Below are 20,834 nucleotides of genomic sequence, written 5' to 3' on the forward strand. Positions count from 1 at the left end.
AAAATAAGAGGGTGCGCCGCTTTTTTGTTGTATAATTGCCTTATCCGATAAATGGTTTTCATCCGGACACCCAAAAAATTCCGGACGAGCTATCAGCACTCAGCTATCGGCATGAAGCCGGTCCACCGTTCACTGTTGACCGTTTACCGAAAGAAAATGTCGGACAACGGTTAACGGTTAACGGATAACAAACATGCTGACAGCTAATCGCTGATCGCTGAAAGCGTGAAGCCGGAAACGGTAGTTTCCGGATGAACACTATTTTGGTTTTAAAGAAGACAAGGAGGTAGGATGGAGAACGTACGATATGATGTAAGCCTTATTACAGAACATGATACATATCTTTTTAAAGAAGGAAATCATTTTCTACTCTATGACAAACTGGGGTCGCATGCAACGACAATAGGTGATGTGAAGGGCGCCTACTTTGCCGTCTGGGCGCCGAATGCACATAAGGTGTCTGTAGTGGGCGATTTCAACGGATGGGTTCCGGAGACCCATCCTTTAAGGTCAAGAGACGACAGCTCCGGTGTCTGGGAAGGCTTTATCCCCGGTATTGGCCAGGGTGCGCTCTATAAGTACCACATCGTCTCGAATTACAATAACTATACGGTGGATAAGGGAGATCCCTATGCCTTTCTATGGGAGGCTCCTCCGAGAACGGCCAGCGTGGTGTGGGACCTGGGATATGGGTGGAACGACGGGGAATGGATGAAAAACCGGCGCCATCACAACAGGCTAGACGCCCCTTTTTCCATCTACGAGGTTCACCTCGGATCATGGCGCCGGGTGCCGGAAGAGGGCAACCGGTTTCTCACCTACCGGGAAATGGCACACTACCTGGCGGATTATACAAAAGAGATGGGTTTTACCCATGTGGAATTATTGCCGGTCATGGAACATCCCTTCTACGGCTCCTGGGGGTATCAGACCTTGGGATATTTTGCCCCTACCAGCCGGTATGGGACTCCCCAGGATTTTATGTACTTCATTGACCATCTCCATCAAAATGGAATCGGCATTATCCTGGATTGGGTGCCTTCCCATTTTCCGAATGACGAGTACGGGCTGATCTATTTTGACGGCACGCACCTTTATGAACATGAAGACCTCAGGAAGGGATTTCATCCCGATTGGAAAAGCGCCATTTTTAACTATGGGCGAAACGAGGTGAGAAATTTCCTTATCAGCAGCGCCCTCTTCTGGCTTGACAAATACCATATTGATGGTCTTCGGGTGGATGCCGTGGCCTCCATGCTCTATCTGGACTATGCGAGAACGGGTGGAGATTGGATACCAAATGAGTATGGAGGGAACGAGAATATAGAAGCAATAAACTTTATAAGAAGATTTAACGAGGTGGTTTACGAAAATTATCCCGACGTTCAGACCATGGCGGAAGAGTCAACCGCCTGGCCTATGGTTTCACGGCCGCCGTACGTGGGGGGCCTCGGATTCGGCATGAAGTGGAACATGGGCTGGATGCACGATACCCTGGATTATTTTTCCAACGACCCTGTCTTTAGAAAGTATCATCACAACCAGCTTACCTTCAGCATCTGGTACGCCTTTACAGAAAATTTCGTCCTTCCCCTTTCGCACGATGAGGTGGTTCATGGAAAAGGCGCGCTGTCCGGAAAGATGCCCGGGGATGAGTGGCAGAGGTCTGCCAATCTCAGGCTTTTATTTGGATATATGTACGGTCACCCTGGAAAGAAGCTGCTCTTTATGGGCGATGAATTCGGGCAGTGCAGGGAGTGGGTCCACGAAGAGAGTCTGGAATGGCATGTCCTTGAGTATCCCGCTCATCATGGGGTGCACAGGTGGCTCAGGGATCTGAACCACTTTTACCGAAACGAGCCGGCCATGTATGAACTGGATTTTGAGGCAGAGGGTTTTGAGTGGATAGACTCCTATGATTGGGAGCAAAGCAGTATAAGCTTTATAAGAAAAGGCAAAAATACGGACGATATAATTCTGGTGGTCTGTAACTTTACTCCGATTCCCAGAGAGAACTACCGGGTCGGAGTCCCACGGGGAGGCCACTGGCGAGAGGTCTTAAACAGCGATGCCCATATATACTGGGGAAGCAATTGGGGAAATTCCGGGGGCGTTGAAGCAGCCTCGGTTCCGGCGCACGGGAGACCCTATTCTCTGTCCCTGCGGCTGCCTCCGTTGGGTGTTCTCTTTTTTAAAAGTGAGGGGCATAGGAGATAACAGCGAACAATGCCGAAAATTTGAGGAGAAATAAATGAAGAGGCGAGGAAGCGGCATATTGCTCCACATCACATCCCTGCCTTCATCTTACGGTATAGGAGATTTAGGCCCATCGGCGTACCAGTTTGTAGATTTTCTTTCTGAAACCAGACAGGGCTTCTGGCAGATACTCCCCTTAAAGCCTACCAGTACGGCGCACGGCAATTCTCCCTACAGCAGCTTTTCTGCCTTTGCCGGGAATACACTCCTTATCAGTCCTGAGCGCCTGGTAGAGGAAGGCCTTCTCTCAAAAAGGGATGTCGAAGACTGCCCTCCGTTCTCTAATGAAATGGTTATCTACGAGGCCGTGACCGAGTACAAGACAGAACTTTTTCGCGCCGCCTATGGCAACTTTAAAAAAAGAAGGCAAAAAGATTGCGACTTTGAAGAGTTTTGTAATGAGAATCGCTACTGGCTTGATGATTATGCCCTGTTTGTGACTCTAAAGGAAAGTTTCAGCGGGGCCGTTTGGGGCGAATGGCCGGAGGATATCAGAGATAGAAAAGGGGAGATAGATAACGAGTTAAAGGGCAAGCTTAAAGACAAAATTGAGATGGAGAAGTTCCTTCAGTATGTATTTTACAAACAGTGGCATTCATTAAGGGCTTACTGTAATAGCAGAGACATCCAGATAATAGGAGACATTCCTATCTATGTGAATTACGACAGCGCGGACGTATGGGCCAATCCCCGGATATTCAAATTGGGCGAAAACAAAAGGCCTGTGTTTGTGTCTGGAGTCCCGCCGGATTATTTCAGTAGCACAGGCCAGTTGTGGGGTAATCCGGTTTATAATTGGGAAGCCCTGAAGAAAACCGGCTACGATTGGTGGATAAGGCTTATAGAACACAACCTGAAACTCTTTAATATAATCAGGCTCGACCATTTCAGGGGGCTTGTGGCCTATTGGGAGGTCCCGGCAGGTGAAGAGACGGCTATAAATGGAAGATGGGTAGAAGTCCCGGTTCGGGACTTTTTCGATAAGCTTTTGAAACATTTTCTCTCCCTTCCCGTTATTGCCGAAGACCTGGGTATTATAACCCCGGATGTAAAGGAGATTATGGAACTGTATGGGTTTCCGGGGATGAAGATACTCCTCTTTGCCTTTGGCGACAACCTGGCGACGAATCCCTATGTGCCGCACAATCACGTAAAAAATTGTGTGGTATATACAGGAACGCATGACAATAACACGGCTAAGGGATGGTTCAGGAAAGAGGCCAGACCTGAAGACAAGCAGAGGCTTTTTCAATACCTCGGGCGGGAGGTCTCAGAGGAGACGATTCACCAGGAACTCACAAGGATGGCCATGATGTCCGTGGCCGATCTGGTTATCATCCCCATGCAGGACATCCTTGGCCTGGGGGGAGAGGCCCGGATGAATACCCCATCTACAGCTAACGGGAACTGGGAATGGAGGCTGTTGCCGGGACAATTAACGCCTTCTCTGGCTGCCAGCTTTTCAGAGCTTACCCATATTTATGGACGGGCATAAACATGCATAGCGAGCGCATTCCCCGCTGATTGCAGCGGGGTTAGCGAGCGAATACGATGCATTTTACCTTGCATACGGAGATTCCCTGCAGCTTGCTGCGGGGAGCTTCAATGTCCCCTGGACTTAGTCTTTAATGGGGTGATTGAGGGAAATCAGGATGGATTGCCATCGCCAAACTCCATGATTCTTTCCGTGAAAGCAACAAGATTATCAAGATCGCTTTTTATGACGGATTTAACAATCTCTATATCCATCCTTTGATACTGATGAATGACGACATTTCGAAAGTGGACCATTTTCTTTAATTTTTCTGTAAGAGTGCTGTCGATGACGGATTTCTTCCGCAGGAGGTCAAAACTCTCGGCGCTGGAAGTTGGAATTCCCATTTTGTGCGCTTTAATAATATGATTTGCCAGGTCGAGCGCCTGTTCGCATGCCCGAAGGATATTTAAGACAGCGGCATCCTGCCGGGAGTAATCATCATCAAATCCTTCCGGATTTTTCATATACTCCTCTCTTGCGCGTTCTATGCAGCGTTGAATGCTTTGTATTTTATTAATCACAATGTCATTCATACATTAAAAGCCCTCCTGGTCTCAAAGAATGACTGTAAAATATCCCTGCGTTCCTCGCTTAATTTCTGGTAATAAGAAAGGACGAGCATTTCGAATTCATCTGTGGCATATTCATCGGCACAATAAATTCGGCGACCGGCAACGATAACTTCCTTCTGGAGGACAGTGGAAACCTCTCGTAAATTGATCAAATCTACATCCTTATTCAACAAAGATTCCAGTTCAAAACGTAAGTCGCTCATCATTAGAGAGCCTGCCTCTTTTGACTTTTTCCATGGCAAAAGCAGCGCAATATCGACATCACTGTCCGGCCATTCCTCATCCGTGCCGTATGTGCCGAAAAGATAAATGGCCTGTAAATCGGGATAATACTTAAGAGAGGCCTTAATAATGACATCCCTTGCGTTCATACCCTCACCTCAATAATCTTCATTGCCGGAAATAGGGTGAATTCACCCGTCCATAAGAATCACGTGCCTGTATATAACAAGGTCCCCCATACTTTGGGGGGCTGTCCTTTTAAAACAAGGTCCCCCTAATCCTTTCCCTCGTCAGTTTTGAGAACTCCAATATCTCTTTGACGGATGCGCCACGATCTCTCATAGAGTAAAAAGTTGTATCGCCGAGAATGGCATACTTCCATTCAGATTCCATCCTGTCCTCCGGCTTAAGCTCGTTTATCTTCCGCAGCCTGTCCAGTGCCCCTAGCTCTTTCTGTTTCACGTTCAGATCCTGGACATCCTTTTGTGCCTTCGTCTCCACAAGGTACATGTCCGGGCCAGTCTTTACAATAAAATCAGGATAATATGAAGACAGCATCCCGTCTGTGCGGATATAGTTAAAATGGGCAAAATGGTGCTGGTTTTCGTTTATCTTCAGGAAGCGGTCCACGCCGGAATCGCTGTCGCAATACAGGATGAAGTTTTTCTCCAGTTCTCCCTTATTTGAAGGGTACGGCAGCCGTTCGTAGATGGTCTTGGCCACGGGAAGGGAAAAATTTCCCCGCATCTTCAATTCTTCAACTTCTGAGAAATACTTTTTGAGCACAACGGCCTCTTCGACTTGAATATTGTTTTGCATGTCGTAAATCGTCTGGCTTACCTCTTTAATTATATGCTCCGTTATGCCAGTCTTGGATAGAAGGAGGACTCTCCAGTTGTTGTCAACAAAGGGATCAAATGGTTGCTTGAAAAGGCGGGTTCTTATGAATTCATCAATTGCCCTCACCAGCGCTACATTATTTATCTGCATGACGGGATAGTCTTTTGTGGTTCTCTGGCTTACTTTGACAAGGGAACTGGTAACAACCTTAACTATCTTTGCCAGAAACTCGTTGTAGCTTTTTGCGGTAAATAGGTCTGCAGTTACTTTGTAATCCCCGAATCGTGTCTTTACAGTTACCTCTTCCGAAAAAAAGGCCTCGCCATTCTTGGGGGCCATCTTTTTAAGTTGCTCCAGAGTGTACCAATCGAATTCTGCAAAATAGGCTACCGAAGGATCCATCACCTGAAGTATCTCTTCTTTGTCCTGCACGATAATAGGCCAGTAAAGATCATAATCCTTATAATTCTCCTTCAGTCCTACCCTGATAATATCACCGAGCACACTCTCACGACTGCCTGGCAATTCACGAGATTCACCGATGAGACCTTCCTCAACTAAGTCATCGTAGAACTCAATAAATGCGGGGTGTTCGACGATGCTCAGGATATCGAGGTAGTTGGAAGGCTCCTGCTTTTTCTGGAGCAGCCTGACCCTGTTTTCATTCTTGATGTCCTGATAATCCGGCTCCCGCCACATGAGGCGCAGACCCCGCCCTATAATCTGCTCCAGGAGAATAGGCGACTGGGTTGAGCGCAGGGGGACGATCACACATATATTGCTTACATCAAACCCCTCCCGCAGCATCAGCACCGAGACCACTACCTTCGGCCTTTCATGCTTGTCCATGTTGAAGAGGCGCTGTTTTACATCCTGCCACTCCTTTGGCGGTATGGAGCCTTTACGGTCGGAATCTATCTGAACAACGTCTTCGGCGCTCAACCCCTCGCTGTCGATCAGAAAATCCACAACATGGGGGGACACTTTAGTGTCTTCGCATATAACCAGCATCTTGGGATATTTGTCAGATACACCGACCTTGTCTTTTGTCAGATCAACAAACTGCTGCTCAAGTATCTTCGATTTCTGGAGTCCGGCCCTGAGCATAAGCTTCTGACCATCAGAAAGACCTACCACCTTGTTCCCGTCACGCACGGCCTTGAAGTCCAGCTCCATTGTTGCAATTTCCTTGCGCTTATCAAGGGCGATCGTCTTGACCAGGCCCTTGTGGATGGCGGTCTTAAGGTCAAAATCAACTATAATGTGCGGAAAATAGTGTTTGGTCCTCTTCTGTCCGCTTCCTGTCACATCATAAGGAGTTGCGGAAAAATCTATCTGCACAAAACGGCTTCCTTTCCCCTCGGCAAGCCTGTTCAGTGACTTCTGCCACTCTACATCTGATACAATTCCTGCCTTCTTGGTTTCATGTATATGGTGGGCCTCGTCGTTGAAGACCACCAAATTATCAAGTCCAGCCAGATACTCTATCTCTCCACCGCTCAGGTATTGATTATCAAGTGCCTCCAGAGAATGACCGGCTGAGGTCCCGGGCGTGACAGGGAGTAGTTCCCTGACAGCCGCTGAAGGGTTCTCCAACGGAGAGACATCAATATCCTCTTCCTCATCCTCCCCTGTCAGGAGGTGCCAGTTGGTGATGGCAATCATCCCGTCACCAGTCACCTTCCGGCCTATCTCATCCTTCTTGACCACATTGGTCTGTATAAATCCAAACAGTATTTCCTTGTAAGCAGGCGGGATGAAAAGCTCCTCATACCTCTTAAAGTCGGAGGTATGAAAGTTCCTTTCCCCGCTCTGTTCTTCCTTGCCGAGATAGGCATCCAAGAGACGTTCGTACACGATGAGTCCGGGGGCAACGATCAGGAAGCGTTTGGAGTAACGTCCACCCGGAACATCTTCAAACCTCGCATTCAGATACTGCCAGATAAGAAGGGCGTTCAAGACCCACGTCTTCCCCGTTCCTGTGGCCATTTTAAGGCAATATTTGGGATGGCTGAACCTGTCCCTGTTCAGATATGCGATATCCATCTCTGCGGTAATTTCATCATTTACAGAGGTGTACATATCAAATACGGAGTCGGTCTTCAGGATTTCATGGAGATAGATGGTATTAAGGATCGCCTCTCTCTGCCCAGCGTGGAAGTTTATACTCCTCGCATCGCAAAAGGAATCATTAAACCAGAACCTGAGGAGGTCCTGAGTCACAGGCGTTGCCTTTGCCAAGAAGCCGCCGCCTTCCCATTCCTGGTTGACTATAGAGGTCAGCTCTCTTGCGAATCTTAAAGGGACGTCTCTGGTGCCTGTGTTAAGTGAGACTGCCATCTAATGCCTCTATGGTTCTTATCGCTTTCATCGTATTTGTTCTCAATCACATAACCGTCACATAAAATAATTCTTAATAATTAATAAGTTACAAGGGAAAAGGCCCGATCAGTTACATAACTGTTACATAAGAATCTACAATACCTGAGCTTTCCTTCGGTTTTGAGTTCTCACGTAATAAAAGTGTATACTGTATACAAACTATTAGAGGTCATAACCCTTTGTCCTCATTTACTTATTAATTTCTTTCTCTAATAGATCTCTAATAAATGCTCTAATAAATTACGATGCTATTAGAACCCATTTTGATTTTGTATCGCTCCCATCATTTCTGATCCTGTTCTTCCTTCTAAGTTCAGCCAACAGATTGTTTATCTTTATTTTTTTCTGTTTATCATTCATCCATTCCGGCAGTTTATTCCATAACAGTTCATCTACATCATTTCTTTCTACATGACCATGTTCTCTAATAGCTTTTTCGATAAGGTCTAAATAATATGCCTTATCAAAAGGCTTGTTCTTGGTATAAGCAGCTTTCTGACCTGTCTTTTGAGCTACTTTGGCCGAAATATAGTAATTGGGTTTTCTGCCTTCGATTAGTTTTTTATCTCTCAAATATTTTTCTTCTGCTGGTGTGAGCTTTTTCTTCTTTTGCACCTTATCAAGCATGATGATTTCAGCTAACGATAAGTCCTTGTTTTGCGCCGATACACGGGCATATTCCATATCCAATACCTTTCCCGTGATGGTTACTTTCACTTTTCCTTCAGATAAATCGTATTCCGGCATGGGGAAGTAACGCTCCCTCTGAAAATTGAACATCTTACGGATGCCGCCGCCAGCAGTATCTACCATCTTCAGATTGAACATGGCTGTTGCCAGAAACTTGTTGCGGTAATGCTCTTCAGGCGCATTTTCGTGAACCACTTTTTCGACTGAGCCTGGAATAAAACTGCCCAAGTTGGTGAATATCAGTTGATCTTCCATTTCAACAACATTAATTCTGCCTCCCTTGGTATAGTCCTGATGGGCAATGCAGTTATTAATGGCTTCACGGATTACATACGGCTCATATTGATCTACTTCGTCAGGAAACAGGGTCCCGTCTTTTATATAGCGATATTTCAGCTTCCTGATCCTGCTGTAAATCTTATCAACAGCCAGCAATAAAGGGCATGCTTCAATCCGGTAATCTTTATTGTTGCCCTTAGCATCTTTCAGCAGCCAGCGTATCTTTGCTTCAGCGGGACTGATAAAATGCTCGGACTCCTCTTTTCCAAGCAGGATAATGGCTGTGCGGGTTATCTTGCCTTTGATAGTAACTTTGGCCTTGTTTAGAAAAGTGACATCATCCCATGTATCCACTTCTGTGGCTTTATCAGGAAACTTGTTTTTATAGTTTTCCCGTGCCGTTGCAATTGCCGACGGATCAAGGTCTCCTATAGTCGCGCCTAACACAATAACAGCGCTCCAGTCGTCTATATTGCTTGTAGGCTCATTTAGAATTGCCTCTTCTCTTTCTCTTGTGAGTTTCACGAGATTATCGCCGAACCGCTGCCATGCTTGCTTGTGAGCAATTATCGGCCTGCGGGGCGCATGTTTCGGGATATGGATTATCCAGACCGTTTTATGGGAATCACTTGTGCTCAAGCTTTCAACGCGCAATCCCTCGGATGGCAGGTTTGTGCAGTTGCCGATAATTCGGGCCGGAAGATTTTCCGGCGTGTAATCGTGAAAGTTCTTTATTCCCGAAATATTCAGGGTCTTGTCTTCTACACCTATTACAAGATGTCCGCCATTCATGTTTGCTATCGCGGATACGTAAGAAATAGCGTCTTCACCTTTCCTGCCAGAAACATCGTGCGTAAGGTTGCTGAATCCTTTCCACTCGCAACGCTCATTTTCTTTGGCGTAATGAAGCTTTAAATATGCCTGTAATTCCTGCTGTGTCATACTTTCTCCGAAAATAAACTATCCCACCTCCACCACCACCACGCTCTCAAACCCGAAGACATCAACGGCCTTTACGCAAATCCTTCGCTTCCCCTTTACCTTCGGGGCCAGTATGCGCACATCTTTCACAACCCGGAACGGGTCGTCGTCGTTTTCGGTATTTCCCCGGTAGTCCTGCCACTTGCTGCGGAAGGTCTCTCCGTCGTAATCGGGATCAACGCTCCAGTATTCAATCAAGGCTAGCGGCTCCATTGCCATGACCTCCTGGAGCTTCTCCCTGTTCTCCTCATCGAGGGGAAGGGCGTCAGGGGAAAGGAGGATGTAATTGTCCAGCTCAATCCTTATTTCATCAATGTCCGAGGAATAGCTGCTGACAACCGGCTTCTTGATAGAAAGGTATTGAAGCGATGAAAAGCGTATCTTTCCGTTCTTGAGAAGGCTCTGATAGCTCGATTTGCTTTTAAGTTTATCCAGGAGGTCCGGCGGGATGACCAATACCTCAAGCCTTTCATCATTCAGGCTCCTGATTATGGTTGCTATGTCAAAGGCGAAGTTCCAGCCAAGAACAACGACCTTTTCCCACCCGCCAAGGAAAGACCCCCTCATCTCCTGCGCCCGTTTCAGCGTCGCATGGCCGGTGATCTTGGAAGGGGAATCCACCATCACCAAAGTCCTGCTGTTCTTGAGATAGCCGAGGTTCCTGTTCGGATTCTGTTCATCGGGGAAAGGCAGAGCGCCGTAGAGGTTTAAGACCACATTGGAAAGGTCGCCAATGCGCCGGTATATGCGGGACGATGCAAAGGCCTCCTTCTGGTAGTCACCAATGGATTGATAGATAAACGGTCTGCTTTCCTGGTCAATGAGCCGCTTTCTGGAAACCATTATGGCGGGTTTCCCGATGTCCGATACGATCCACCTGCGACCAAGCCTTTCGGCCACTGCGCCGGTTGTGCCGGAACCTCCGAAGAAGTCAGCAACGATGGATTGTTCGTTTGAAGAAGCCTTGATTATACGTTCGAGCAGGGCTTCGGGTTTTTGAGTACCATAATCGAGTCGTTCGTTAGCTAAGTGATGTATCCGATTAACATCGTCCCAGATGCTTTGAGTAGGCAGCCCCGGCATTTCATCTAAATATATTTTTAATCGAACCAGTCCCTTTCCTGTATATGTTAGCTTCCCTTCATGCTCAAGCTTTTCCATCGTGGCAGGCGGGCAACGCCATAGTCGTTTAATCCCCTTCCATTCATATTCGTATCCACCGCCACTTAATCCTGCTGCCGATAAATCTCCAGACCGATAACGCCTTCCACTCTCATCAGTGTATCTAAACTGATTATTGATATACTCTTCAGTATATGGCGAATACTGTTGATTCCAAATCCAATCTGAATTCGTCTTAGTATAAAAAAGAATAACATCATGGACCGTGCCAAAGGTACCTGAGTCGGAGTGTGCTGTTGACCTTTTCCATACGACTTCATTTCTAAAATTGTCTTTCCCAAACACCTCATCCATCAGCACCTTCACATAATGCCCCACATGCCAGTCAAGATGCACATATATGGACCCTTGGTCGCTCAGAAGCTCCCGCATCAGGACAAGGCGCGGATAGATCATTTGCAGATAGCTGACGGTCCCGTCCTTCCATGTGTCGGAATAGGCAAACTGCTCAAGGACTGTGGGTTTCTGCTCGATGGTAACAGACAAATCCCCCCTGCCCCCCTTTGCTAAAGGGGGGAGTTGTGTTGTGTGCCCATTTGCTAAGGGGGGGGTAGCATCTTCGGTTCCCCTCTTTGGAAAAGAGGGGTTAGGGGAGATTTTCGAAACAGACGGTAAGGTGATTTTTGTGCGGTAATCCGCCTTGCTGTCAAAGGGCGGGTCTATATAAATAAGGTCAATCTTCCCACGCATGGAAGGAAGTCCCGTAGCCGGGTCCCCGGCAAGAAGCGCCTGCATCACCAGCAGATTGTCGCCATAGATAAGCCGGTTGTGCCATTCCTTTTCGTTCAACTCTGTTATCTGTCCCCGGAACAACCCCGACTTGTCCTTGGACGGCAATACATACTCATTGGTCTGCAAGGCCAGCTTGTTCGGCCCCGACAACCGCTCGAGTATCTTTTCAACTTCCTTCTTACCCTCGGCAACTATTTTGGGAAGCTGTTCTATTAATGACTCAGGCATCTAAGATATACTCCTACTAAATGGCAGAACGTAAGGATAGTAGCGCCTTCCACCCCTGGAACCGGTCACAGATTGTGACCGGTCCGCGTTTTCATTTGAGGTCACAATTTGTGACCTCAAACAATGGACGGTCTCTTCCGGTGTAAGCCGGAACACAAAGTCCGTGGAGAAGGTCGTTTATCAGGATTCTGGCCTTGGCTTCCTTTTGCATATCATTTCAATGGGTTCCGCCCAACTTAAGGGCTGTAAGCCCCCTGTACGGTTACCCTGTTAAATAGGGTTCCCTGCGGGAAAATTAACAGGGTAACCCCTGCTTAATATGTTGATACCTTAGCAAAAGTGCTGTCCGAAGGCAAGGGTGGAATCGTGCGAGACCGTCTGATGGAAGCTGAATATTCACTATTTCACCTTAGGCGGATGCCAGGGTGGGGGACTGGGAGAGAGAAGCCCCCGGTTGCCAATTAGATGGTGTCATTTTTATGAAATACAACATTCTGATTTGCCTTTCTCAAAAAGTTCCGCAGCGGCAAGAAGACCGGCCCTTATAATTAGTTCTTCTGGTATTGTCTCATAAGTAGTTCCTTCTACTGATACCGTCCTGCATTCGGAGCTTCCGCAAACATCGCAACATTGGCTTCGGCCCACCTTCGCGTCGACCCATTCTTCCAGAGGTCTTCCGCCAATCCAAATCCGGTTCGATTGAAGGGGATCTTTTGTAAATGTTGAGAAGTCGAGAATGTTTGTTTCCAACTGAACGTGTATGCCAAGTTCAGCAAGTGATCTCTGAAGCTTCTCAAATGCTTTTTGGGTTGCGTTACCAGTAGAATCACAGCGTTCGCAAGTCTGTCCCGCTTCGTTTACGAGCCTTTGCCATCGCATCGACAATGTTTTCATCCTATCCTCCGTCTAACGAATAAGAGTTTTTACGGCGCGAAGCTGACCGTAAAAAATCCTGTTGAACTGAACTGCGCACGCGCACGCTGTTATTTGGGAATTTATCGGCTCAGTATGGATGTATTTTGAAATTTATAGTAGGAATTAACCGATATTTCAAGATTAAACGTTGTGGATATGTTGTGGGTATGAAAACAGTCCAGTTAACGGGCAAATCGTCAAACCGGATATTTCCCACGATGCCTTGCAACAGGACACGGCTCATAAGTGGTCCTTAGACTTTTGGGATTCTAGCAGAAGTACTGGCCGAAGGCAAGGGCGGAATCGTGAGAGACCGTCTGAAGGGTCCGAAGCGTAGCGGAGACCACGAGCCAACGGCGAGAGCAACCGCAGGGAGCGGTAACCCGGAGTGCAAAACTATGAGCCGACGAATCCGCTTCAGGCGGATGCCAGGTGGTATGGGGACTGGGGGAGAGAAGCCCCGGCTACCCGATTAGATTTTATTCTCTAAAATGGCAAATAAAATAAGGTCGGTATCAATTTTGTATTTTCTTCAAAATATTCAAGAAATTCTAATAAAATGAATAACCACATAAAAAAACTGGCATGAACCATTGAGCGAAAGAAAACCTTTGGGTAAATTTCGAATTTGTTTTTTGACCAATAGTTATTGAAGTTTGGGATAATTCGTTTAACTTTTTTGCAGTATTCAGCGTATTCATTTCCAAATAATTCAAAGAGTCTTGCTTCTTCTCCTTTAATAACAAAGTAGTAGTTATAAATAAAAAAAGGCATGATTATAAAAAGAAGTATTAATTTTCCAGAGCTAAGAATGATCCCAACTGCACCGAGAAAAGAGAACACATACAGAGGATTTCGCCATATAGAATATGGTCCATCCTGACATAATTCTTCGTCTTTTCTTCCTCCGATGTAAACGGTAGCCCATATTCGTCCAAGGGTTGCGATAACTATCAATACATATCCGGATAATTCTAGAATTTCATATGAAAGTGACCCTTCGTGACCTGATTTTGAAAATAGAATTATTGAGATGAAAATTAATCCAATTAACCAACTAAATCCAAGTCTGTATCTTTCAGCTGCTGTATGCACGGCGTTCCTTTACTTTTTGTCCTTCAGGTTTTTGTCCTTCAGCAAGGCAGCGAGATTAGCGAACGACCTGTAAGTCGAAGGTGGTTCCTGCTCGCCTCCCGGCGTCGGACCGTCAGACCATTCTGCATCCAGATATCGTGAGTGTTCATTGTCATGGCAATAGAGACACAGCAGCTCCCAGTTGCTGCCATCAGGCGGATTGTTATCGTGGTTGTGGTCCTTATGATGGACTGTCAGCTCACGAAGTCTCTTGCCCGTGAATTCACGCCCGCACCGCGCACATATCCACGGGAAGATCTTGAGGGCTCGCTCCCGATAGGTCTTCTGCCGGCGCTCTCGGTCGCGGCGAGCTTCAGCAATAATCTGATCCAGCTTGTCGCCCTCTGTTTGTGTCTTCTTCAGTGACATATGCACACTCTCCAGCCCGCGCGGACAAAAGGGGGGCATTCGGGGATATAATTTTTCACGCAGTTAGAACCAGATTCCCGCTCAGAATCGCTGCGGGAATGACAGAATGGAGGCTTTTGCAAGAGGCTCTTAACTTACCCACTTGATGAGAAAGAGCCTTCTTAAGTAATTTATCTCAGTGATGCCCTTCATCTTTTAGGAAATACTGGTGGTATTCTTCCTCCGCCAGGTGTTTTTTAAGTGTTCCAGTTACAAAGTCAACTATCTCTGAGACCTCGGTATCGCTTAAGCGTTTTACTAAAAGATGCATTAGCTCGTCATCGGTAAACTTTTGCAGGTACGCGATGAGGGACTTTTCATCCAGTTCCCGGCTTAAGCCAAAGGCTATCTGGCCTTCATCAAATGTATTCACAAATTCATGTCTGTGTCTGCCCATATAAGTAAAGAGCCTCCGCTGTCGTATTATTACTACCTTACCGGTAGAGGTCTTCTATCTCTTCTTGAAATGTTGCGGCGATGGCCGCCCTTTTCTTTTTTAAGGTAAAGGTCAAAAGGCCGCTTTGTGCAGTCCATTCTTCAGGAATCAGTTTAAACCTGATAATCCTTGCCCATGGCCGGGTGCCTTCTTTTTTATTGTGGAGTTGATCTGTCTCATTTTTGATAAGTTGGACAATCTCAGGATACTCTATTAATTCTTCTTTATCACTGCAACGTATATTATGTCCGAGGCAGTAATCCTCGATAGCCTGTCTATACGGTACTATGAGCGCGCCCAGGTGTTTCCGGTCCTGTCCGACAATGATGACCTGAGATATGAAAGGACTTAGAGACAGGGCGGTTTCTATAGGTTCCGGTTCAATGTTTTCACCGCTTAAAAGGACGATAGTATCCTTGGCCCGGCCGGTGATGACGAGATTCCCTTGCGGGGTCAGCATGCCGAGATCGCCGGTATTCAGCCAGCCATTTTTGAGTACCTTATCCGTGGCCTCCTTGTCCTTAAAGTATCCCCGCATCACCTGAGGCCCCTTCACCCAGATAATCCCTGCCTTGCCGGGCGGGACGGGTTCCTCAGTTTCGGTCAGTATTTTTATCTCTGTTTCGGGTATCGGTCTTCCCGCGCTGCCTTTCATGTTGGCTTCCGGCCGTCTTATGGTAAGAACGGGCGAGGTTTCCGTCAGCCCGTAGCCGTTGAGAAGGGTTACTCCTATCATTTCGAAAAAATCATCGAGATGGGGCGGCAGGGTTCCTCCCCCGCTCACCGCTACCCTAAGTTTGCCGCCCAGGTTATCTCGCACGGTTTTATATATCAGCCGGTCAGCGAGGAGATGGAGTGGAAGGTATATGAACCGCCCGGATTTTATGAAGTTTTTGCTGGCCGTAAGCAATAAGCTGATCAGCTTATAGTATTTTTCCTTTTTTAGTCTGTCCATTACCCCCTGATAAAATATCTCCCACAGCCTGGGCACACCGGCTATGAAATTCGGCTGTTGCGCAGACAGATCCTCACGAAAGTGGTGAGGGTCACTGAAAATAAGCGTGGCTCCGCTTGAAAGGGCAATATATTCGACTGTCCTTTCGAACATGTGATAAGGCGGAAGGAGGGATAAAAAACGTTCTTCCGGTTGAACGGGTATGCACTTGAGGACGGAACCAACGTTTTTAGCTATGTTCCCATGTGTGAGCATAACCCCTTTGGGCCGCCCGGTCGTGCCTGAGGTATAGACAATAGTGGCCAGATCGTTTTCCCTGGCCGTTTTAGCCCGGTCAAAAAATGTCTTATCGCCGGTGGATAACAGCCTTTTTCCCTTAATCCTTACCTCTTCCCAAGTGATGAGACCCTTTATTTCGGGGGGCCTTTTATCTCCTGAGTAGATGATGTATTCAATGGCTGGGGCCTCTTTTTTCAGGATTGGGATCGTGTCCGGGGACATATCCGTGACAGCGATCTTGACCTCTGCGTGGTTGGCTATATAGGTAAGCTCGTCCAGGGCCAAGTCGTTACCGCGCGGGACATCTATTCCGCCGCTGCCCAGGATGGCAAGATCGCTGATGAGCCAGCGTGGGCCCTTATTTATGAAGAGCCCTATCTTGTCTCCAGGCTTCAGGCCTACGGATATAAGACCGGTCCCAATCTCAGCCATAGCTTTTCCCAGTGCGCTGTAGGACAGGGTTGTCCACCCGGTATTATGCCTTTCCTGCAGCGCAACACTGCCGGGGAATTTGGATACGGCCTGTTCAATTAAATGGTTAATCGTGTCTCGCATCTTATAATATAGCTTTCAGCTCTCAGCGATCAGTTTTCAGCTTTTTTGACTGCCGACTGCCGGCAGCTCTCCACCCATTAATTTTTCGATTTCATCTATTTTTTGAAGGCAGGCCTCTTCTCCCCTGCGTATTAATTCCTTTCCCAGGTGGAAATCTCCCCACTTGTAGCCTTCGACATCTGGATAAATAACGATGTCAGACTTATTAATGCTTTCCCGTGCGGCATGGGAAAACATTATGGAGAAGGAACGAGTGAGTACGCCTAAGATAGAAGGCCCCCTATTTTCAGGCCAGCGCTCGCCGGTGCGCCTTTCTACTACCGAAGCTAATAGAAAATCGGCGCCTTTATTGACGAGTACATCCACGGGCAACGGGTTGAGAAGCGCCCCATCGCTAAGCCACTGTCCGTTCATATTAAATGGATTGAACATGCCCGGGCTGGATATACTGGCCCGCACGGCCTTGCTCACCGATCCCCGCTCCATAATAACCTCCTGACCGGTGGCCATGTCAACGGCAATAATACTCACCGGGATCGCCAGGTCAAGAAAATCTGCGCCCTCCAGCATCTCTTCCAGTACGGAGAGGATGCGGTTTCCCTTTAAGACTCCCCCGCCCAGCAGTGTATAGTCGTATATATTTTTTCTTACCTGACGAGTAGTGGAGAAATAGGACAAGGCCAGCTCTATAGCCGCATTTGCCGAACCGGTCTTGCCGTATAATGCGGCTACAAATGCCCCGATGCTGCATCCGGCTATCATATCTATGGGGATGCCCCTTTCCTCCAGCGCCTTTAGAACGCCCAGATGTGTCCAGCCCCGTGCGCCTCCGGCCCCGAGCGCTACCCCGACTCGTCTTTTGCAAATTTCACGCGCCAGTCTTCGCAGCGCAGTTCTATTTTTTTCTTCCTCCTTATATTGCCATATCTCCGGGACTTCGGCCAGATTCAGAAGGGCCTTTATTTCAGTGCGGTGAAGACCTGTGTCTCCTCTTATATGGCTTGTGCCGATTTTGATGCGCGCTGACGTGGAATCGATGATATCCTGAATCAGGCGGAGCTGTTGGGGGACGTCGGCCATATCTTCCACAAGGGTCGGGATAAGAAAGAGAATGCAGTCAGAGAGCCTTAAGACCCGTTTGCTTACCGTATTGATTTCATGGTGGAGATCGAAAAAGACATAGGCGAAATTATTTTTCAATACTTCCATGATAGAGGATAGATGAGACCTGATTTCCGTAACGAATTTTCGATTACTCGTTTGCGGCAATTGGAAGATAGTGACACCGGCGGGGCTTTTGTACCAGGATTGCCTTAGGTTAGCCCTGGTTTCCGGAGAAAAGTCTTCAATTAATCGGTTGTCCGGGCAGTCGATCTGTTCACCGCCCAGGATATGTAAGACCTGTCCACGGGGTTCGTCCAGGTCTATAACCAGGACTTTTCCCCCTGCTTCGCGGGCGACGGATACCGCCAGCATAGCGGTAAAAGTGGAGCAACCAAGGCCGGCGTGAGAACCGATGACACTATAAAAGCAAGGGGCGACCAGCGGGGTAATCAGCCCTCCAGCCTTACTGAACCTGGAAGATATAATGCGGCTGATGTGCAGGGCAACCTGTGGATGTTTGTACAATAGCGCCTCAAAATCCGCCTTCTTAAGCTCAAAGAGTTCGACGTCAAGGGCCGCTTTGACTGTGGCCATCCTTGGTTCCCCGGTGAGAATGGCCCGTTCACCGAAGAAATCTCCCCGGTGTAACTGGGCAATAAGGTCCTCCCGCCCCTCCTTTCTTACATAAACGTCAACTATGCCGGACTTGATTATGAAAAGTGAATCCCCCGGATCCCCTCCCCGGCAAATTACCTCACCTTTTCTGGCCCGCAGCCTTTTGAACCGTTTTGCCAGATGGAAGAGTTCCTCTTCCGGGAGAAAAGCCAGAAAATCCACCCCGGGAAGCGCATAAAAGACTTCTATGTTATTAGAGGTCAGTTCTTCCATATTGCCTGGTTTCCTTCCGGGAACAATCGTTGTATCCGTTCACCGTTATCAGCTCACCGTTGTCCGTGAAAAACACGAAAACGTCTTTTTCGGTGAACGGCTAATATGCTTTTAGCATCCAGCACTGTAGGGTGGGCTTTGCCCACCAAGAGAATGATGGTGGGTAAAACCCACCCTACGTGGCTGCGGTAAAATCTTACTTCTTACGAAGTCATCAAAGCTGACTGCTAACAATATTATCGGCTGAAAGGCGTGTCTTATCAAACCAATGTGACCAGCCCTGATCCACCATCAAGACATCATCTGCGGCGTTGCCTTCGATCACTCCTCCTTGCGGCGTATTGCTCCATACGCCTCAGTCGTCGTTCCTCGGCGCCTTGCATCTAATATCTTGCCGGTGATCAGGAATGCTTCATAACCTACTGATTTTAACCTCGATAGCTAAATTAGACGGTGGATTTGTGACCAGGAACATAAGCCGGTCGTAGATACGCCGGGGCGTGTTCAAGGATTTGCCCGGGGATGCCGATCAGGATATAAATTAGGTGGATACGTATGTCAACCCGTCTCGGCGAATTATTAGTTAGAGAAAAGCTGATAACCGTGGAACAACTGAAAGGGGCCTTGAACGAGCAAAGACTCCACGGGGGAACTCTTGGTTATCATCTTGTTAAAATGGGCATTATTGCTGAAAATGTCCTGCTCAGTTTTTTGAGCAGACAATTTGGGGTTTCCGTGGTGGATCCTTCCGCTATGGATATCCCCGAGGAGGTTATCAGGCTTGTCCCCCCCCGTATTGTCCAAAAATATCATGTTATCCCGCTAAAGAAAGCCGGCTCGGTTTTGACCGTGGCCATAGCCGATCCCTCCAATATTTCGGCCATAGATGACATAAAGTTTTTTACCGGTACAAATGTAGTGGTTCAGTTGGCTACTGACCTGGCGATCAAAAAGGCTATTGATCGTTTTTATGACATGTCTGCCTCCCTGAGTGATGTAATGGATGGATTCAAAGACGAAGGGATGGACTACTCCGGTGATGAGGAGGAACTGGACGCCTCAGTCCTGGCTACAGCGGCCACGGAGGCGCCGGTTGTCAAGCTGGTTAATTTTATTCTGGCCGACGCCATTAAAAAGCAGGCCAGCGATATCCATGTAGAACCGTATGAAAAGGTCTTTCGGGTCAGGTTCAGAATCGATGGCGTCTTATATGAGATAATGAACCCCCCTTCCCGGCTGAAGAATGCGATAATCTCGCGAATTAAGATTATGTCCAAACTGGATATTGCGGAGAGGAGGCTGCCTCAGGACGGGCGCATAAAGCTGATCGTAGGGAAGGGCAAGGAGATGGATTTCCGGGTATCGGTGCTGCCCACCCTATTCGGTGAAAAGGTAGTCTTACGGCTCCTTGACAAGTCTAATCTTCAGCTGGATATGACCAGACTGGGTTTTGAGGAAAAGGCCCTGACTGATTTTATGGAGGCCATTCACAGGCCTTATGGGATGGTCCTGGTTACCGGACCGACCGGGAGCGGGAAGACCACCACCCTTTATTCGGCGCTGGCCGAGTTAAATAAGGTGACCGAGAATATTTCGACCGCGGAAGACCCTGTGGAATTCAACCTCATGGGCATAAATCAGGTACAAATCCATGATGATATAGGGTTGACCTTTGCGGCTGCCTTGCGGTCATTTTTGAGGCAGGACCCGGACATCATTATGGTCGGCGAGATCAGAGACTTTGAGACGGCAGAGATCGGGGTCAAGGCTGCCCTGACCGGACATCTGGTCCTTTCCACGCTTCATACCAATGACGCCCCTTCTACGATTAATCGGCTGCTCAATATGGGCGTAGAGCCGTTTCTGGTGTCATCTTCCGTCAATCTTATCCTGGCCCAGCGTTTAGTACGAAAGATTTGTCCGGATTGTAAGGAGGAAGTCTCTATTCCTGCCGAGGTCTTACGGAATATGGGGTTACGACAGGAGTCTGACGGAGAGATTATCTGCTACAAGGGCAAGGGCTGCCTTAATTGCAATCAGAGTGGTTATCGGGGACGGATTGCCCTCTATGAGGTTATGCCTATGTATGAAGAATTGAAAGAAATGGTTCTGGTGGGGGCCTCGGCCATGGAGATCAAGAAAGAGACTATACGTTTGGGCACGAAAACGCTTCGTCAGAGCGGGTTAACCAAGATACTCGAAGGAGTTACCACGATAGAAGAGGTGGCCCGAACAACGGTAGCAGATTGATAGGTACGG

Annotated in this window: 14 protein-coding genes and 1 pseudogene; 3 read left to right on the top strand and 12 right to left on the bottom strand. The window is 47.7% G+C overall.

Features of this window, described 5'->3' with window-relative positions; all coding sequences use genetic code 11:
* The first annotated feature begins 291 nt into the window (after window positions 1-291).
* Together glgB and malQ are read left to right on the top strand one after the other, a co-directional pair.
* Window positions 292-2,217 (top strand): 1,4-alpha-glucan branching protein GlgB, encoded by a 1,926-nt coding sequence (gene glgB / locus RDU59_11375; GenBank protein ID MDQ7839076.1) that lies wholly within the window; start codon window positions 292-294, stop codon window positions 2,215-2,217.
* 34 nt (window positions 2,218-2,251) lie between these two features.
* Window positions 2,252-3,751: a 4-alpha-glucanotransferase gene (gene malQ, locus RDU59_11380; protein ID MDQ7839077.1), complete on the top strand. Its 1,500-nt coding sequence runs from the start codon at window positions 2,252-2,254 to the stop codon at window positions 3,749-3,751.
* A gap of 152 nt (window positions 3,752-3,903) precedes the next feature.
* Here the strand turns inward: malQ and RDU59_11385 are convergent, their stop codons facing one another.
* The 12 genes and pseudogenes from RDU59_11385 to RDU59_11440 form a co-directional block, all read right to left on the bottom strand.
* Entirely contained in the window at window positions 3,904-4,326 is a 423-nt protein-coding gene (locus RDU59_11385) for a DUF86 domain-containing protein (protein MDQ7839078.1), read from the bottom strand.
* The gene (locus tag RDU59_11390) at window positions 4,323-4,736 is read right to left on the bottom strand and encodes a nucleotidyltransferase domain-containing protein (protein ID MDQ7839079.1); all 414 of its coding nucleotides are present in this window, start codon (window positions 4,734-4,736) and stop codon (window positions 4,323-4,325) included. The genes RDU59_11385 and RDU59_11390 overlap by 4 nt, the downstream gene beginning before the upstream one ends.
* 109 nt (window positions 4,737-4,845) lie before the next feature.
* Entirely contained in the window at window positions 4,846-7,767 is a 2,922-nt protein-coding gene (locus tag RDU59_11395) for a DEAD/DEAH box helicase family protein (protein MDQ7839080.1), read from the bottom strand.
* A 282-nt stretch (window positions 7,768-8,049) separates the two neighbouring features.
* Complete coding sequence (locus tag RDU59_11400) at window positions 8,050-9,303, bottom strand: ATP-binding protein (GenBank protein ID MDQ7839081.1); 1,254 nt, start codon at window positions 9,301-9,303, stop codon at window positions 8,050-8,052.
* A gap of 117 nt (window positions 9,304-9,420) precedes the next feature.
* Window positions 9,421-9,720: pseudogene (locus RDU59_11405) on the bottom strand (ATP-binding protein).
* Between the two features lie 18 nt (window positions 9,721-9,738).
* A complete protein-coding gene (locus tag RDU59_11410; GenBank protein MDQ7839082.1) occupies window positions 9,739-11,901 on the bottom strand; it encodes a site-specific DNA-methyltransferase in 2,163 nt (720 codons plus the stop codon).
* A 477-nt stretch (window positions 11,902-12,378) separates the two neighbouring features.
* The gene (locus RDU59_11415) at window positions 12,379-12,795 is read right to left on the bottom strand and encodes a DUF2703 domain-containing protein (protein ID MDQ7839083.1); all 417 of its coding nucleotides are present in this window, start codon (window positions 12,793-12,795) and stop codon (window positions 12,379-12,381) included.
* A 507-nt stretch (window positions 12,796-13,302) separates the two neighbouring features.
* On the bottom strand, window positions 13,303-13,911 hold the full coding sequence (locus tag RDU59_11420; protein MDQ7839084.1) for an isoprenylcysteine carboxylmethyltransferase family protein: 609 nt from the start codon (window positions 13,909-13,911) through the stop codon (window positions 13,303-13,305).
* 9 nt (window positions 13,912-13,920) lie between these two features.
* Window positions 13,921-14,319 (bottom strand): YajD family HNH nuclease, encoded by a 399-nt coding sequence (locus RDU59_11425; protein MDQ7839085.1) that lies wholly within the window; start codon window positions 14,317-14,319, stop codon window positions 13,921-13,923.
* Window positions 14,320-14,494: 175 nt separating this feature from the next.
* Window positions 14,495-14,755: a cytoplasmic protein gene (locus RDU59_11430; protein MDQ7839086.1), complete on the bottom strand. Its 261-nt coding sequence runs from the start codon at window positions 14,753-14,755 to the stop codon at window positions 14,495-14,497.
* 37 nt (window positions 14,756-14,792) lie between these two features.
* Window positions 14,793-16,583, bottom strand: a complete 1,791-nt coding sequence (locus RDU59_11435; GenBank protein MDQ7839087.1) for an AMP-binding protein — start codon at window positions 16,581-16,583, stop codon at window positions 14,793-14,795.
* Between the two features lie 36 nt (window positions 16,584-16,619).
* Entirely contained in the window at window positions 16,620-18,575 is a 1,956-nt protein-coding gene (locus tag RDU59_11440) for a cyclic nucleotide-binding domain-containing protein (protein ID MDQ7839088.1), read from the bottom strand.
* A gap of 555 nt (window positions 18,576-19,130) precedes the next feature.
* Between RDU59_11440 and pilB the strand changes: the two genes are divergently transcribed.
* Window positions 19,131-20,825 carry a type IV-A pilus assembly ATPase PilB gene (gene pilB, locus RDU59_11445; protein ID MDQ7839089.1) on the top strand — a complete coding sequence of 565 codons (1,695 nt, stop codon included), beginning with the start codon at window positions 19,131-19,133 and terminating at the stop codon, window positions 20,823-20,825.
* Window positions 20,826-20,834 lie beyond the last annotated feature (9 nt).

Source organism: Thermodesulfobacteriota bacterium (assembly GCA_031082315.1).
Taxonomy (GTDB): domain Bacteria; phylum Desulfobacterota; class QYQD01; order QYQD01; family QYQD01; genus QYQD01.

Coding starts and splice junctions, on each gene's coding strand:
- RDU59_11435 (MDQ7839087.1), bottom strand. CDS start 16,583: ATGCGAGACACGATTAACCATTTAATTGAACAGGCCGTATCCAAATTC.
- RDU59_11440 (MDQ7839088.1), bottom strand. CDS start 18,575: ATGGAAGAACTGACCTCTAATAACATAGAAGTCTTTTATGCGCTTCCC.
- malQ (MDQ7839077.1), top strand. CDS start 2,252: ATGAAGAGGCGAGGAAGCGGCATATTGCTCCACATCACATCCCTGCCT.
- RDU59_11410 (MDQ7839082.1), bottom strand. CDS start 11,901: ATGCCTGAGTCATTAATAGAACAGCTTCCCAAAATAGTTGCCGAGGGT.
- RDU59_11415 (MDQ7839083.1), bottom strand. CDS start 12,795: ATGAAAACATTGTCGATGCGATGGCAAAGGCTCGTAAACGAAGCGGGA.
- RDU59_11385 (MDQ7839078.1), bottom strand. CDS start 4,326: ATGAATGACATTGTGATTAATAAAATACAAAGCATTCAACGCTGCATA.
- RDU59_11430 (MDQ7839086.1), bottom strand. CDS start 14,755: ATGGGCAGACACAGACATGAATTTGTGAATACATTTGATGAAGGCCAG.
- RDU59_11395 (MDQ7839080.1), bottom strand. CDS start 7,767: ATGGCAGTCTCACTTAACACAGGCACCAGAGACGTCCCTTTAAGATTC.
- glgB (MDQ7839076.1), top strand. CDS start 292: ATGGAGAACGTACGATATGATGTAAGCCTTATTACAGAACATGATACA.
- RDU59_11425 (MDQ7839085.1), bottom strand. CDS start 14,319: ATGTCACTGAAGAAGACACAAACAGAGGGCGACAAGCTGGATCAGATT.
- pilB (MDQ7839089.1), top strand. CDS start 19,131: ATGTCAACCCGTCTCGGCGAATTATTAGTTAGAGAAAAGCTGATAACC.
- RDU59_11390 (MDQ7839079.1), bottom strand. CDS start 4,736: ATGAACGCAAGGGATGTCATTATTAAGGCCTCTCTTAAGTATTATCCC.